18 protein-coding genes are annotated in these 14,616 nt (G+C 65.3%); 2 read left to right on the top strand and 16 right to left on the bottom strand.

Annotation, left to right across the window (positions count from 1 at the left end; all coding sequences use genetic code 11):
• The first annotated feature begins 9 nt into the window (after positions 1–9).
• A complete protein-coding gene (gloB, locus tag E7T10_RS14360; RefSeq protein WP_137722326.1) occupies positions 10–738 on the top strand; it encodes a hydroxyacylglutathione hydrolase in 729 nt (242 codons plus the stop codon).
• Here gloB and E7T10_RS14355 read toward each other — a convergent pair.
• The 7 genes from E7T10_RS14355 to E7T10_RS14325 form a co-directional block, all read right to left on the bottom strand.
• Complete coding sequence (locus E7T10_RS14355; protein WP_246846163.1) at positions 735–1,451, bottom strand: DUF4908 domain-containing protein; 717 nt, start codon at positions 1,449–1,451, stop codon at positions 735–737. The two genes, gloB and E7T10_RS14355, sit on opposite strands and share 4 nt — an antisense overlap.
• A 100-nt stretch (positions 1,452–1,551) precedes the next feature.
• Positions 1,552–2,277 (bottom strand): acetoacetyl-CoA reductase, encoded by a 726-nt coding sequence (phbB, locus tag E7T10_RS14350; RefSeq protein ID WP_137722324.1) that lies wholly within the window; start codon positions 2,275–2,277, stop codon positions 1,552–1,554.
• Between the two features lie 145 nt (positions 2,278–2,422).
• On the bottom strand, positions 2,423–3,484 hold the full coding sequence (locus E7T10_RS14345) for an NAD(P)-dependent alcohol dehydrogenase (RefSeq protein WP_066549790.1): 1,062 nt from the start codon (positions 3,482–3,484) through the stop codon (positions 2,423–2,425).
• Positions 3,485–3,561: 77 nt separating this feature from the next.
• A complete protein-coding gene (locus E7T10_RS14340; RefSeq protein ID WP_137722323.1) occupies positions 3,562–4,311 on the bottom strand; it encodes a DUF72 domain-containing protein in 750 nt (249 codons plus the stop codon).
• Positions 4,308–4,610, bottom strand: coding sequence for a type II toxin-antitoxin system RelE/ParE family toxin (locus tag E7T10_RS14335; RefSeq protein WP_137722322.1), 303 nt, complete (start codon positions 4,608–4,610; stop codon positions 4,308–4,310). Before E7T10_RS14335 ends, E7T10_RS14340 begins: the two co-directional genes overlap by 4 nt.
• Positions 4,611–4,622: 12 nt before the next feature.
• The gene (locus tag E7T10_RS14330; RefSeq protein ID WP_137722321.1) at positions 4,623–4,868 is read right to left on the bottom strand and encodes a type II toxin-antitoxin system ParD family antitoxin; all 246 of its coding nucleotides are present in this window, start codon (positions 4,866–4,868) and stop codon (positions 4,623–4,625) included.
• Between the two features lie 54 nt (positions 4,869–4,922).
• Entirely contained in the window at positions 4,923–6,494 is a 1,572-nt protein-coding gene (locus tag E7T10_RS14325) for an ATP-binding protein (RefSeq protein WP_137722320.1), read from the bottom strand.
• Between the two features lie 112 nt (positions 6,495–6,606).
• Between E7T10_RS14325 and E7T10_RS14320 the strand changes: the two genes are divergently transcribed.
• A complete protein-coding gene (locus tag E7T10_RS14320; RefSeq protein ID WP_137722319.1) occupies positions 6,607–7,344 on the top strand; it encodes a hypothetical protein in 738 nt (245 codons plus the stop codon).
• On the opposite strand, the gene E7T10_RS14315 is transcribed toward E7T10_RS14320, so the two are convergent.
• The 9 genes from E7T10_RS14315 to E7T10_RS14275 all read right to left on the bottom strand — a co-directional run bounded on the left by E7T10_RS14315 (position 7,341) and on the right by E7T10_RS14275 (position 14,610).
• Complete coding sequence (locus E7T10_RS14315) at positions 7,341–8,702, bottom strand: glutamate--cysteine ligase (protein ID WP_137722318.1); 1,362 nt, start codon at positions 8,700–8,702, stop codon at positions 7,341–7,343. The genes E7T10_RS14320 and E7T10_RS14315 overlap by 4 nt on opposite strands.
• Before the next feature lie 69 nt (positions 8,703–8,771).
• Complete coding sequence (locus E7T10_RS14310) at positions 8,772–9,491, bottom strand: 16S rRNA (uracil(1498)-N(3))-methyltransferase (protein ID WP_137722317.1); 720 nt, start codon at positions 9,489–9,491, stop codon at positions 8,772–8,774.
• Positions 9,492–9,495: 4 nt separating this feature from the next.
• Positions 9,496–9,750: a Txe/YoeB family addiction module toxin gene (locus E7T10_RS14305; RefSeq protein WP_066626960.1), complete on the bottom strand. Its 255-nt coding sequence runs from the start codon at positions 9,748–9,750 to the stop codon at positions 9,496–9,498.
• The gene (locus E7T10_RS14300; RefSeq protein ID WP_066626962.1) at positions 9,747–10,004 is read right to left on the bottom strand and encodes a type II toxin-antitoxin system Phd/YefM family antitoxin; all 258 of its coding nucleotides are present in this window, start codon (positions 10,002–10,004) and stop codon (positions 9,747–9,749) included. The genes E7T10_RS14305 and E7T10_RS14300 overlap by 4 nt, the downstream gene beginning before the upstream one ends.
• A gap of 53 nt (positions 10,005–10,057) precedes the next feature.
• Positions 10,058–11,221 carry an acyl-CoA dehydrogenase family protein gene (locus E7T10_RS14295; RefSeq protein ID WP_137722316.1) on the bottom strand — a complete coding sequence of 388 codons (1,164 nt, stop codon included), beginning with the start codon at positions 11,219–11,221 and terminating at the stop codon, positions 10,058–10,060.
• A gap of 96 nt (positions 11,222–11,317) precedes the next feature.
• Positions 11,318–13,102, bottom strand: a complete 1,785-nt coding sequence (locus tag E7T10_RS14290) for an acyl-CoA dehydrogenase C-terminal domain-containing protein (RefSeq protein WP_045809789.1) — start codon at positions 13,100–13,102, stop codon at positions 11,318–11,320.
• A 3-nt stretch (positions 13,103–13,105) separates the two neighbouring features.
• Complete coding sequence (locus tag E7T10_RS14285; RefSeq protein WP_039244783.1) at positions 13,106–13,588, bottom strand: MerR family DNA-binding transcriptional regulator; 483 nt, start codon at positions 13,586–13,588, stop codon at positions 13,106–13,108.
• Positions 13,589–13,763: 175 nt separating this feature from the next.
• The gene (locus tag E7T10_RS14280; RefSeq protein WP_137722315.1) at positions 13,764–14,180 is read right to left on the bottom strand and encodes a DoxX family protein; all 417 of its coding nucleotides are present in this window, start codon (positions 14,178–14,180) and stop codon (positions 13,764–13,766) included.
• A gap of 211 nt (positions 14,181–14,391) precedes the next feature.
• Positions 14,392–14,610, bottom strand: coding sequence for a helix-turn-helix transcriptional regulator (locus E7T10_RS14275; RefSeq protein WP_039244779.1), 219 nt, complete (start codon positions 14,608–14,610; stop codon positions 14,392–14,394).
• Between the last annotated feature and the right edge of the window lie 6 nt (positions 14,611–14,616).

Here is a 14,616-nt window from a genome sequence, read left to right as displayed (position 1 = left end):
GATGGGCGCATGACCCTGGATGTGCATCTGTTTCCCTGCCGCGCCGACAACTACGGCTTCCTGATCCGCGATGCGGCGACCGGCGTGGTCGCGGCGGTCGATACGCCGGATGCGGCGCGGATTCTGGAGGCGTTGGAAGGCCTGGGCTGGGGGCGGCTGGACCTGATCCTGAACACCCACTGGCACCCCGACCACACCGACGGCAATGCGCGGCTGAAGGCCGAATGGGCCTGCGAAATCGTCGGGCCGGAAGAGGTGCGCAAGATCGCGCCGCTGGACCGCTTGGTCGCTGACGGCGATGTGGTGATGGTGGGCGAGACGCGGTTCGAGGTCGTCGAAACGCCCGGCCATACGCTGGGCCATGTGGTGTTTCATGCGCCGGGGGACGATCTGGCCTTTACCGGCGACACCCTGTTCGCCCTGGGCTGCGGCCGGTTGTTCGAAGGCACGCCGGAGCAGATGTTCGAAAGCCTGCAGCGGCTGAAGGCCTGGCCCGATCAGACCGTGATCTGGTGCGCGCACGAATATACGGCGTCCAACGCGCGCTTCACCCTGAGCCTGGATGACCGGCCCGAGACCGCCGCCCATGCCGAGGCGATCTTCGAGGCGCGCGCGCGGGGCGAGCCGACCGTGCCGACGACGCTGGGGGTGGAGAAGCGGTTCAACCCGTTCCTGACCGCGACGGATGCGGATCAGTTCGCCGCGCGCCGGGCGGCCAAGGACAGCTTCCAGGGCTAGCGGTTCAGGGCGTCCCCGCCCACGACCCGCACGATCCGGGCCGACGACGGGCGGCCGGCGATGCCGGCGTCGGCGTCGATGACGATCCGGAGCGTGCCCTGGACCAGGCTGACGCCCGGACGCCCCTGATCCGACACGACGACGCGACGTACCCGCTCGACCTGGGCGCGCAGGTTGGAGGACCGCGCCATGCGCACAATGGCGTCGCTGGCGGCCGAGACGGTGTCCGCTGCGACCTGTTCCGAGCCGGGCTGGATATCCACGTCGATGACGATCAGCCGGCCCATCGCCTGGCTGGCGCGGTAGCTCTGACGCATGAAATAATCGACCAACTGGGCCCCGGTCATGGTCGCGCTGGCCAAGCCCGGCGCCTCGCCAACGCGCGAGGCGGGCGAGCCTTGCGGGGCGGTGGTCGTGTAAAGGGTGATCGCGCCGTCAGGCGTGACGCGCAGCACCTGATCGCCATTGTCGTTGCGATAGATGATGTCGCCGCGCGGCGCGGGCGTCGGCCGCAAGACCCAGACCTCGGTCGAGCGCTCCAGCCGCATCAAAGGCCGCGACCCGGAGGTGTCCAGAATGAACCCCTGGCCGCTGCTGCTGACGTAGCGGGCGGTCGGCGGCACGGTCCGACGGGACTGGGCCTGGCTTTCGGTCGGGACGACCACGGGCGCGGCGACGCCCACGCCGATGACCGCGATGGCGGCGACCGCCATCGCGGTCACGCGTGGCGATTTTTTCGCCCTGACCGATCCCAACAACTTCATGACAGACTTGATGAAACCCGCGCGCGGCGGATTTTGGGCGAAGCCCGCCTCAACCCACCAGGTACTGACCGCCGTTCAGCGACAGTGTGCAGCCTGTGACATATCCGGCACGCTCGCCCACCAGCCAGGACACCATGTCGGCGATCTCCTCGCCCTTGCCCAGGCGACCGACGGGGATGTGGCTGATGATGCCCTCCAGCACCTTGGGGTCCATGGCGCCGACCATTTCGGTGTCGATATAGCCCGGCGCGATGCAGTTCACGGTCACGCCCTTGCGTGCATTTTCCAGCGCCAGCGCCTTGGTGAAGCCGATCATCCCGGCCTTGGCGGCGGAATAGTTGGTCTGGCCGATCTGACCCTTCTGGCCGTTGATCGAGGAGATGTTGACGATGCGCCCGTGGCCCCGTTCGCGCATGCCGTTAATGACCTGGCGCGTCATGTTGAAGACGCTGTCCATGTTGACCCGGATGACGTCGGACCACTGGTCGTGGCTCATCTTGTGGAAGAAGCCGTCGCGGGTGATGCCGGCGTTGTTGACCAGGATGTCGATGGGGCCGAGCTGTTCCTCGACCTCCTTCACCGCGCGGGCGCAGTCGTCGAAGCTGCCGACGTTGCCCTTCACCACCATGACGTCCAGCGCATCGGCGATGGCCTTGGCCGCCTCGTCGTTGCCGGAATAGCCGGCGGCGACCTTGAAGCCGTCCTCATGCAGGCGCTGAACGATCGCCTTGCCGATGCCCCGGGTCCCGCCCGTCACAAAAGCTACGCGCGCCATCTCGTCTCCTGTCCCTGTGCAGACCCTTCAGAAGGCCTTGTCGCGGTTCAGGATTAACGTGCGAGCGCGAGCGCGCAAGGCGAGAATCTGACGCGACGGAAGTTTCATGCCTCCGTCGCGTTTCGTTGATCTTCGCCTTAGGCGATCAGGCGGCCAGCTTTTCCATATCGATGACGAAGCGGTAGCGGACATCGGATTTCAGCATCCGCTCGTAGGCGTCGTTGATCTGATCCGGAGCGATCGTCTCGATGTCGCAGGCGATGCCGTGCTCGGCGCAGAAGTCCAGCATCTCCTGCGTCTCCCTGATGCCGCCGATCAGCGAGCCGGCGATGCGGCGGCGACGCCACAGCAGCGGCAGGGCGAAGACCGGCAGGCCCTCGGTGGTCAGGCCCAGCATGATCATGGTGCCGTCGCGCGCCAGCAACTGGATGTGGCTGGCGATCTCGTGCGTGGCCGAGACGGTGTTGATGATCAGGTCGAACTTTTCCGCCGCCGCCTTCATCGCATCCTTGTCGGAGTTGATCAGGAAGTGTTTGGCGCCCATCCGTTCGGCGTCGGCCTTCTTGCGGTCAGAGGTGGACAGGACGGTGACTTCCGCTCCCATCGCGGCCGCCAACTTGACGGCCATGTGGCCCAGGCCGCCCAGGCCGATGACCGCGACCTTGGAACCGGGTCCCACGCCCCATTCCTTCAGCGGCGAATAGGTGGTGATGCCGGCGCAGAGCAGAGGGGCGGCGACGTCCAGCGCCAGGCTGTCGGGGATGGACAGGACGAAATGCTGATCGACGGTGATGTGATCGGAATAGCCGCCCTGGGTGATGGCTTCCGATGTGCCGCCCTTCTTGTCCTTGCCGCCGTAGGTGCCGGTGAAGCCGGGGATGCAATATTGTTCGACGCCTTCCTGGCAGGAGGCGCATTCGCGGCAGCTGTCGACCATGCAGCCGACGCCGACGCGGTCGCCTTCCTTGAAGCGGGTGACGTTCGATCCGACCGCCTTGACCACGCCCGCGATCTCATGACCCGGCACCAGGGGGAAGGCCGTGCCGCCCGTCTCGCCGCGCGCGGCGTGCAGGTCGGAGTGGCAGACGCCGCAGTATTTGATGTCGATCAGCACATCGTCCGGACCCGGATCGCGGCGCTCGAAGCTGTAGGGCGTCAGCGGCTTGTCGGCGGCGGTCGCGGCGAAGGCGCGTGTGGCGATCGGCATTGGAATAGTCCTTCAGGCTTTGCATTGAGCCGGCCTCAGATGTGGGGACGACTCCAGGTCCGCAAGCGTACGGACCGCTATTTCAGCTTGGCGATCAGCGCCTGAGCCGCCGCGGGGTTCCGCACCTTCGCGCCCGAGATGAAATAGGCGAAGACCTCGCCGCGTTTGGCCCAGGTTTTCGCCTGATCCGCCACCGCCTCCAGCTCGGCCGCCGTCATGCCGGTCGGCTCGTCCTCGCGGCTGGACATCAGCCGGGCGTAGCTGAAATCGGCGGTCGCCTCGTCGATCTGGGGCCAGGTCGGCTCCTCGTCATCGACCGCATAGACGATGGCCGTGCCGTATTTGCGGGCCAGGTCATAGAACTGTTCGGTGGCGAAGGTCGGGTTGCGAACCTCCAGCGCGTGCCGCAGCCGCACCCCGTTCTTCTCCTTGGGCAACAGCTTCAGGAAGCCCTCGAAGTCCTCGGGATCAAACTTCTTCGTGCCCATGAACTGCCAGTTGATCGGTCCCAGCTTGTCGCCCAGTTCGGTCAGGCCCTGGCTCAGGAACTTGTCGAAGCTCTCGGCGCCTTCGGACAGCACCTTGCGATTGGTGCAGTAGCGGCTGGCCTTGACCGAAAACACGAAGCCGTCCGGCGTCTCGTCGCGCCATTTCTTCCAGCTGTCGGGCTTGAAGGTCGAATAATAGGTGCCGTTGATCTCGATCGAGGTCAGTTTCGACGCCGCATATTCCAGCTCGCGCTTCTGAACCAACCCCTCTGGATAAAAGACCCCGCGCCAAGGCTCGAACGTCCAGCCGCCGATGCCGACATGGATGGAATGGGTCATCGTTGGTCGATCTCCTGAACCGGGCTCAGCCAGTCTTCGTGGGCGTGTCGAATGCGAACGACGACCACTCCATCGCCGTCTTCCACATCGTAGAGGATTACATGAGACCTGAAGATATAGGCTCTGACGGCGGGCGTGATGTCGTCGCGCAGTCGGGCGATCTTTGGGAAATCCTGAATGCGGTCGAGCGCCCGCAGAAGGTCGTCGATGTAGCGGTCGGCCTGCGTCGCGCCGAACGTTTGCACGCCCTGAACGTAGATGTTGGCGAGGTCATGATCCGCGTCTGCGGTGAGCCGCAAATAGCCCACGGATCAGGCGGTCTTGCGGAGTTCGGCGCGCAATTCGTCGATCACCTGTCGAGGTGTGCGGTCGCTGATCCCGCTGGCCCGGCCTTCGTCGATCAGGCGCTGCATGTTGGCGATCTTCTCGGCCTTGACCTGCTCGCGGCGGATCAGGTCGCGCACCACGTCCGAGGTGTTGGCGTAGCGCCCGGACTTCGCCTGTTCCTCGACCCAGGCCTTCATCGGATCGGGCAGGGAGATGTTCATCGTCGCCATGGTCGGCCTCCTCTAAAGAAGAATGGGCGCTTGGCAAACTTTGTCAACGTCGGATCAGGACGCGGTCGCCGCCTGGATGCCGGCCAGCAGCCTGGCGGCGGTGATGGGCTTGGGGACGTGCAGGTCTGCGCCGGCGTCGCGCGCTTGGTCACGGTGCTCGCTCATGGCGTTGGCGCTGAGCATGATGATCGGCGTGCGAGCCTGATCGGGACGGGCGGCCTCGACTTGGCGAATGGCGCGGGTGGCGGTCAGGCCGTCCATGCCCGGCATCTGCATGTCCATCAGGATCAGGTCGAAGGTCTCGGACTGGAAGGCGGCCAGGGCCTGTTCGCCATCCGCGACAGTGACGACCTGCATGGCGTGGGCCGCCAGGATCAACTGCACGACGCGCTGGTTGACCGGGTGATCCTCGGCCAGCAGCACGCGCAGCGGCGCCAGGGGGCGATCGGCCTCGGCCGCACGCGCGCGTCGTTGGGCATCGTGTTCGGTCAGGGATGCGGCGCGCGTCAGGGGGATCTCGACGGTGAACCGGCTGCCGACGCCCGGCGTGGAGGCTGCGGAAATCCACCCGCCCATCAGCTCGACCAGCGAACGACAGATCGACAGACCCAGGCCGGTGCCGCCGAACCGGCGCGTGATGGTGCTGTCCGCCTGGCTGAACCGATCAAACAGACGGGCCGCGTGTTCGGAAGAAAAGCCGACGCCGGTATCCTCGACCCGCAGCGTCAGCTGGGTCAGGCCATCGGAATCCTCGTCCACCGCAATGACAACGCCGACCGAGCCCTGGTGGGTGAATTTGATGGCGTTCGACAGCATATTGTCGAGCACCTGACGGATGCGGGTGCTGTCGCCGACGAACATGCCGCGCGCATCGGCGTCGCGGCGGATGTCGAAGGTCAGTCCCTTGGCCTCGGCCTTCAGGCGCATGACGTCCAGCGGGGCGGCGACGGCCTCGTCCAGATCGAAGGGTCGGCTTTCCAGGTGCAGATGCCCCGCCTCGATCTTGGACACGTCCAGAATGTCGGACACCAGCCGCTCCAGCGTCACACCGGATCGTGCGATCAGGGCCACCATCTCGGCCTGCTCGGGCGTCAGCTCGGTGCGCGACAGGGCGTCGACGATGCCGATCACGCCATTTAGGGGCGTGCGGATCTCATGGCTCATATTGGCCAGGAAATCGGACTTGGCGCGGTTGGCGGCCTCGGCGGCGGCGGTGGCCTCGCGCAGGGCGCGTTCGGCGGCGACCTTTTCGGTCACGTCGCGCGCGATGCCATAGATGCGGTCGCCCTGGCGATGGGCGCGCCACTCGACGGTGACGTAATGACCGGCCTTGTGGCGATAGCGGTTGATCTGGCCGATGACCGGATCGCCCGGCCGCCGGTTTTCGACCTCGACGATGCTCTGGCGGGTCGCGGCGTGGTCGTCTGGATGAATCAGGCGCAGCAGGCCCTGGCCTTCGATCTCGTCGGGACGATAGCCCAGCACCGTAAACCACGAAGCGCTGGCCTTGACCACGCGCCCGTCCAACTCGCGCACCACCAGCAAATCCAGCGACACATCGAAGAAGGTGTCCAGATCGACATCGGCTGTGGGGAAGGCCAGGGCCGCAACGGGCGAACAGGTCATTGCGCACTCTCTCGAACTCAAACCCATGTTACGGCGCATCCGTTAAGCTCGCCTTTGCGGCGGGTCGAAAAGAGCCGATGGCGTCGTGCGCCGTCTGGGTTAGGGTCGGCGCATGATCTTGCTCCTCGCCGCGATCGCCATGCTCCAATCCCCGCCATCCGGGGACGGGATCGAACCCCTGACCCTGGCTGAGGATCGGGCCTGCACAGCCGACGGGTCCCTGTGCGTCGGTCTGCACCCGCAGACGCGTGACGGCGAGCCGGTCTTCACTCCGGTTGTCCGAGCGCCTGACGCCCTGCCGGCCGCGCCGAACGAAGCGTCGGGTGAGGTCGAGAATTACAAGCCCTGGAATGGCCTGCTCCGGCTGGCGGACGGCGGATTCCTGGCCGGGGTCGAGATGGAAAGCCACAGCCTGTATTCGGGCGGCGGGGGGCAGGCGACGGAGTTGCGGCTCTATCGGCTGGATGCCGACGGCGAGGCCGACGCCGCACCGGTGCTGACCGTGCCGATCCAGGGTTCGCTGATGATCCGCGCCTGTTTCAGCGAGGAGGACATGACTCAGCGCGCCGGCGCCTGTCACGACGAATACAGTTTCGCTGCGACCCTGACCGCGAGCGACGCAGCGGATGCGATGCCGGTCCTGACCTATGAGACGACGGCGACGGCCTATCCGCGCGGCGCCTCGCGCTCCGAGGATTCGCTGGAGAAGCCGCCGCTAAAGCCCGCCGACCTGGTCGCCGCGCGCGATCCGAAATGCAGCTTCAGCCGTCGGTTCACCTTCGACGCCAAGGCCGGCGAATACAAACCGGACAGCCCGCTGCCTGACTGCTCGGACTACACCGTCCCCTAGTAGGCGAAGTCGGCGTAGATGCGCTTCACGTCGCCCTGCCAGGCGCCGTGATACAGGTCCAGCAGGCGCTCAGCCGGCGTGATCCCGCTGTCGGCGATGTCTTCCAGTTCCGACAGATAGCCGCGCTCGTCCACCATCCCGCCCGAGAATTTGGCGCGGTTCTTCAGCCCCTGTTTGGCGATGTTCACCAGATCGACGGCGATGTCGCGCACCGACCGGCCCGCCACCTCGGCCTTCAGACCCAGGCGGGTCACATCTCGGCGCAGGCGTTCGTGGTCGGCGATGTCCCAGTCCTTGACCAGGTCCCAGGCGGCGGCCAGCGACGGGGTGTCGTACAGAACCCCGGCCCACAGGGCGGGCAGGGCGCAGATCCGGCTCCACGGTCCGCCGTCGGCGCCGCGCATTTCCAGATAGGCCTTCAGCCGCACCTCGGGGAAGAGGGTGGTCAGGTGATCGTTCCAGTCCTTCAGGGTCGGATATTGGCCGGGCAGGGCGGGCAGTTTGCCGGCCTGGAATTCGCGGAACGACTGGCCCGAGGCGTCGATATAACGGCCGTCGCGCTTGGCGAAATACATCGGCGTGTCCAGCGCGTAGTCGGCGTAGCGCTCGAAGCCGAACCCGTCCTCGAACACGAAGCCCAGCATGCCGGTGCGGTCGGCATCGGTGTCGGTCCAGACATTGGCGCGGGCCGACAGGAAGCCGTTGGGACGGCCCTCGGTGAAGGGCGAGCAGGCGAACAGGGCGGTGGCGATGGGTTGCAGCGCCAGGGAGGTGCGGAACTTCATCACCATGTCGGCTTCTGAATCGAAGTCGAGGTTCGCCTGGATGGTGCAGGTGCGCAGCATCATGTCCAGGCCCAGGGTCCCGACCTTGGGCATATAGGCGCGCATGATGTCGTAGCGGCCCTTGGGCATGACCGGCACCTGTTCGCGGGTCCACAGCGGGTCGAAACCGGCGCCCAGGAAGCCGACGCCGATCTGGTCGGCGACCTGCTTGACCTCCATCAGATGCTGGCCGGTCTCGTTGCAGATGTCGTGGATGGTCAGAAGCGGCGCGCCCGACAGCTCGAACTGACCGCCGGGCTCCAGGCTGACGGAGGCGACGAAGCCTTCGCTGTTCCGGCGCTCCAGTCCGATCAGAAAGCCGTTTTCCTCGACGGGCGACCAGCCGAAGCGTTGCAGCCCCTCCAGCATGGCCTTGATGCCGTTCGGGCCGTCATAGGCGGGGCGCGCCAGTGTGGTCTTGTCGAAGCCGAACTTCTCGTGCTCGGCCCCGATGCGCCACTGGTCCTTGGGCTTGATCCCCTTGGACATGGCCTCGATCAGAGCGTCTCTGGAAAGCGGCGCGTTCTCGGCCATCTGTAACCCCTGCTGTCGCGGCTAGATGGCGGCTAAAGCCAAGTTCCTCAAGGGGGCGAGCAGAGTATTCTATCGCGCCCAATCACCGACGGCCGCCTGCCACAGGGTCATGGCGGCGATGGCGGCGGTGTCGGCGCGCAGGATGCGCGGGCCCAGCGACACGGCGGTGGTGAAGGGCAGGGACCGCAGCCGCTCGCCCTCTTCCGGCGAGAATCCGCCCTCCGGCCCGATCAGGATGGACCAGGGGCCTTCGCCTGCGTTGCGCAGGGCCGAGACGGCGGGCGCCCCGCCCGTCTCGTCGCAGAACATCAGCCGGCGTCCAGTCTCCCAGCCGTCCAGCAGGGCGTCCAGCTTGATCGGATCATCGACGGCGGGCACGTCCATCCGCCCGGTCTGTTCGGCGGCTTCCTCGGCGATGGCGTCCAGCCGGTCCAGGCGGATGCGGTCGGCGTTGGTGCGTTTCGTCAGGACCAGCCGCACCCGGCGCGCGCCCAGTTCTGCGGCCTTTTCCACGATGGTCTCGACCCGCGCCTTCTTCACCACCGCCACGATCAGTTCCAGATCGGGGCCGAAGGTCTGGGGCCGCACCCGTTCCTCGGCGCGCAGGATCACGCCCTTCTTCAGCACCTCCGCGACCGTACAGCGCCACTCCCCGTCGCGCCCGTTGAACACCAGCAGATCATCCCCGGCCTTCAGCCGCATGACCTGGGTCAGATAGCGCGACTGGTCCAGCGTGGGCGCGACGGGAGCGGCGGCTTTCAGGTCGCCGTGAGCATGCAAACGGACCATGGCTTCAATAGTGAAAGCGGCATTGGACGATTTCCAAGCCGGTCTGGGTCGCGCGATAGACTAGGCGATGCTCCTGATCGATACGTCGCGACCAAAATCCCGCCAATTCACCCTTCAATGGCTCGGGCTTGCCGGAGCCTGTAAACGGGGTTCGTTGGCATTCCTTGATGAGCGTGTTCAGCTTCTTGAGCGCTTTGCGGTCCGTATCCTGCCACTCGGTATATTGAGACCAGGCGCGGGCCGTGAAGAGGACGTTCATTCTTCGATCAGTTCGCGCACCTGGCCGCCACCCGCTTCAAGTTCGGCAATCGAGGCTCGCAGCGCTTCGCGGTTGGCCGGGCTGCGCAGCAGATACTCCGTCTCCTGCCACGAGGCGAAATCCTCCAGCGACATCAGCACCGCCGCCGGCTTTCCGCCTTCGCGCGTGATGATGGTGTAGTCATGATCCGCCGTCACCCGGTCGATGGCCGATGCGAGGTTCTTGCGGAGATCGGTGACGGACATCGCGTTCATGACGACAATGTACGAAGTATCGTACATTGTCGCAAGTGGTGAGTATTAGGCTGTCAGAGCGTCCGCGCGATCAGCAGCTTCATGATCTCGTTGGTGCCGCCGTAGATGCGCTGGACGCGGGCGTCCTTGTACAGCTGGGCGATCGGATATTCGTTCATGTAGCCGTATCCGCCGTGGAGCTGCAGCATCTCGTCGATGGTCTCGCCCTGGATGTCGGTGACCCAGTATTTGGCCATGGAGGCGGTGGCGGCGTCGAGCTTGCCTTGCAGATGCAGGCCGATGCAGTGGTCGGTGAAGACCTTGGCGACGGTCAGCTTGGTCTTGACCTCGGCCAGTTTGAACTGGGTGTTCTGGAAGTCGATAACGCGTTTGCCGAACGCCTTGCGCTCCTTGACATAGGACAGCGTCGCCTCAAGGCCGCGCTCGGCGGCGGCGACGCCCTGGACGGCGATGTTCAGCCGCTCCTGGGGCAGCTGCTGCATCAGCTGGACGAAGCCTTGGCCCTCGGTTCCGCCGATGATGTTGTCGCCGGGGACCTTCACGTCGTTGAAGAACAGTTCGGAGGTGTCGTTGGCCTCCATGCCGATCTTGTGCAGGTTGCGGCCGCGTTCGAACCCTTCCGCGCCGTCGGTCTCGACCACGATCAGCGAGGTGCCCTTGGCGCCCTCGGCCGGATCGGTCTTGGCGACCACGATCAGGAAGTTGGCCAGCTGGCCGTTGGTGATGAAGGTCTTGGAGCCGTTGACGACATAGCCGTTGCCCGACTTTACCGCCGTGGTCTTGACGCCTTGCAGGTCCGAGCCCGCGCCCGGTTCGGTCATGGCGATAGCGCCGACCAGTTCGCCCGATTGCAGGCGCGGCAGCCAGCGCTGCTTCTGTTCCTCGGTGCCGTAATGCCAGATGTAGGGCATGACGATCGCGTTGTGCAGCGAAATGCCGAAGTGGTCCGCGCCCTTCCAGCCCAGCTGACGCATCAAGACGACCTCGTGCCGATAGTCGCCGCCGAAACCGCCGTCCTCTTCCGGCAGCGACAGGCCCAGCAGACCCGCCTCGCCCGCGTCATTCCACAGCTGGCGCGGCACCGAGGAGTCAGCGATCCATTGCTGCACCTTCTCAAGCGGCGCGTGCTCGTCGATCCATTTGCCGACGCTGTCGGAAAAGAGGGTGATCTCTTCTTCACGCATGAAATCGGGATCGGGGCTGCCCAGCACGTTCATCGGTTTCGTCCCTGAGGTTTGCGGGCTTTTGCCCGTCTGGTTGATAAGAAAAACGGGCCGGCGAGATCGCCGACCCGTTTCGTCGTCAGTCTGAGATCAGAACGCCTCGGCCGGCATGGCCATCAGCACGTCGGCGCCGGTCTTCATCTTCTTCAGATGGGCTTCCGCGTCGGGCAGGATGCGCTCGACGAAGTAGCGGCCGGTCTGAAGCTTGTTGGCGTAATAGGGGTCGGTCGAACCGGCCTCGACCTGCGCTTGAGCCACCTTGGCCATCTGCGCCCACATATAGGCCAGCGCCGTCAGGCCGAAGACGTTCAGATAGTCGGTCGAAGCGGCGCCGGCGTTGTCCGGATTGGCCATGCCGTTCTGCATCAGCCACATGGTACCGTCCTGCAGCTTGGCCTTTACGTCGGCCAGGCCGTCGACGAACGGCTTGATCGCTTCATTGCCGCTGTTCTCGGCGACGAAGGCGTCGATCTCGCCGAACCAGGTCATGATGGCGCGACCGCCGTTGGCGGGCAGTTTGCGGCCGACCAGATCCAGCGCCTGGATGCCGTTGGTGCCCTCGTAGATCATGGTGATGCGGGCGTCGCGCAGATACTGCGAGGCGGTGAAGTGTTCGGTGTAGCCCGAACCGCCGTGCACCTGCATGCCCAGCGACGCGACATGGAAGCCCTTGTCGGTCAGATAGGCCTTCAGCACCGGCGTCAGCAGGCCCATGTAATCCTTGGCCTTCTGGGCCACGGCCGCGTCCTCGGACTTCTCCAGGTCGGCGTGAAGCGCGGTCCAGAGGATGAAGGCCTGGCCGCCTTCGACGAAGGCCTTCGATTCCAGCAGCATGCGGCGCACGTCGGGGTGAACCATGATGCTGTCCGCCGGGCCGTCCGGGTTCTTCGGTCCGGTCAGCGAGCGGCCTTGCAGGCGGTCCTTGGCGAACTCGACGGCGGCCTGATAGGCGGCAGTGCCGATGGCCAGGCCTTGCAGGCCGGTGCCGAGGCGGGCCTCGTTCATCACCACGAACATATTGTTCATGCCGCGGCCTTCTTCGCCGATCAGCCAGCCCTTGGCGCCGTCGTACTGCATGACGGCGGTGGCGTTGCCGTGGATGCCCATCTTGTGCTCGAGGCCGGCGCATTCCAGGCTGTTGCGCTCGCCCAGCGAGCCGTCCTCATTGACCAGGAACTTCGGCACGACGAACAGCGACAGGCCCTTGATGCCCGGAACCGCGCCTTCGACGCGGGCCAGCACCGTGTGGATGATGTTGTCGGCGAAGTCGTGCTCGCCCGCCGAGATCCAGATCTTCTGGCCGGTGATCGAATAGGAGCCGTCGCCGTTCGGCACGGCCTTGGTGCGCACCATGCCCAGATCCGTGCCGCACTGCGGCTCGGTTAGGTTCATCGTGCCCGACCATTCGCCGGTCGCCATCTTGGGCAGATATTTCTGCTTCAGCTCTTCGGAGGCATTGGCGTGGATGCCGGCATAGGCGCCGGCGGTCAGGCCCGGATACATCGAAAAGGCGGCCGAGGCGCCGGCCGTCATCTGACCGAAGGCCGAGGCCACCACGCTGGGCATGCCCTGACCGCCGTAGGCCGGGTCGGCGGCCAGCGCCATCCAGCCGGCTTCGGACATCGCCTTGTAGGCTTCTTTCCAGCCCTTGGGTCCCGTCACCACGCCGCCCTCGGCCCAATGGCAGCCTTCCTTGTCGCCCGGATTGTTGATCGGGGCGATGACCTCGTCGGCGAACTTGGCGCCTTCTTCCAGGATCTGGCTGACCAGATCCGAAGAGACGTCCTGGAAGCCCGGCTGGTTGGTGTAGCGGTCGATCTCCAGCACTTCATTCAGGATGAAGGTGAAGTCGCGGACAGGCGCCTTGTAGGCCATGGATTACGCTCTTGCTTTGAAGGGGTGGTGGTGGTCGTGGTTGAGACGCGCGCGCAGCAGCTTCTCATAGTCTTCGGCGCCTGGCAGCAGGTCGGGGCGGTGTTCGGACAGTTTGGATTCCATCCAGGCGCAGGCCTGTTCGGCCGTCTCGATGGCGCCTTCGATGTCTTCAAGCTGCTGTTTCAGCGCCGCGATCTGGGCGCGGTGCCGCACCAGGGCCACGGCCATCTGGTGGACGTTGTGATCCTTCTGATCATAGAGATCCATCATGTCCTGGATCTCCTGAAGGGTGAAGCCGATGCGGCGGCCTCTCAGGATCAGTTTCAGCCGGGCGCGGTCGCGCGCGTCATAGACGCGGGTCTGGCCCTTGCGCGCGGGCGTCAGCAGGCCCTTGTCCTCATAAAATCGCAGGGCGCGCGCCGTGGCGCCGAACTCGCGGCACAGCTGGCGAATGGAATAGGTGCGGTGGTCGTCGGCGGTGGCCATACGCCTTCATAACTTGACGTGCGCGTAAAGGGAAGAGGCTTACGCGCACGTAAGGGTAAGCTTTTCTCTCTTGCTGACGATCAGGCATGAAAAAGCCCGGAGCCTGGGGGGAAGCTCCGGGCGCAAACGCCGGACTGCAGGGGGGAGAGGGGCCCAGCGTTCGATCTCGTTCAAATCAGGCCTTGCGGCGGCCCAGCAGCACCGGAACCGTTATGGCCAGCAGGACGGCGTTGACCGCCGCCAGGCCGAAGTCCTGGCTCAACGCGTGGATCATCATCATGGTCGCTTCCATGATGATCAGGCCGACCGCCGCCGTCAGTAGCAGGGGGCGACCCACCCGCCACGAGATCAGCGGGCTCAACACGCCCATGGCCAGAACGATCTCGACCACGCCCAGGCCGCGCACCATGTTCTCGGGCGCGACGGCGGGCCAGCCCATCAGATTGATCAGGTTGGTCATCGGCTCGGTCAGCTTGGCGTAACCGGCGGCGATGAAGAACATCGCGATCCAGCCCTGTAGCGTCCAGAGGGCGATGTTGGCGTAGGCGGCGCGGTTGCGCGACGGCGCGGGGGTGAAGGTCGAGGTGGTCATCGGGGAGGACGCCTGAAGGTCATGAACGGCTGCGATCCGGTCCTGGGGGCGTTCCCCGGAGAGCCGTTCGCTGAAGCCTATATAGCGGCGCTTCAGTCGGTTGTCATCATGCGATGACATCAACTGATGACATCAGTTGATGACTTTCTGTTACGGGCCGGGGGCATTGGGCCGATTCCCAATGCCCCACAAGGCTTTGCGACGCGCGAACTCAGTCTTCGGGCTGCGGCCCCGGCGTCTGGACGATCAGGTCGCCGGGTTGGCAATCCAGTTCGCGACACAGGGCGTCCAGGGTCGAGAAGCGCACCGCGCGGGCCTTGCCGGTCTTCAGGATCGACAGATTGGCCAGGGTGACGCCGACGCGGTCGGACAGTTCGGTCAGGGACATCCGGCGTTCGAGCAGCAGCCGGTCCAGTTGGATCATAATCATGGCGCG

The organism is Brevundimonas sp. SGAir0440 (assembly GCF_005484585.1).
In the GTDB taxonomy this organism is placed as follows: Bacteria; Pseudomonadota; Alphaproteobacteria; order Caulobacterales; family Caulobacteraceae; genus Brevundimonas.
This window is presented reverse-complemented; position numbering and strand designations above follow the sequence as displayed.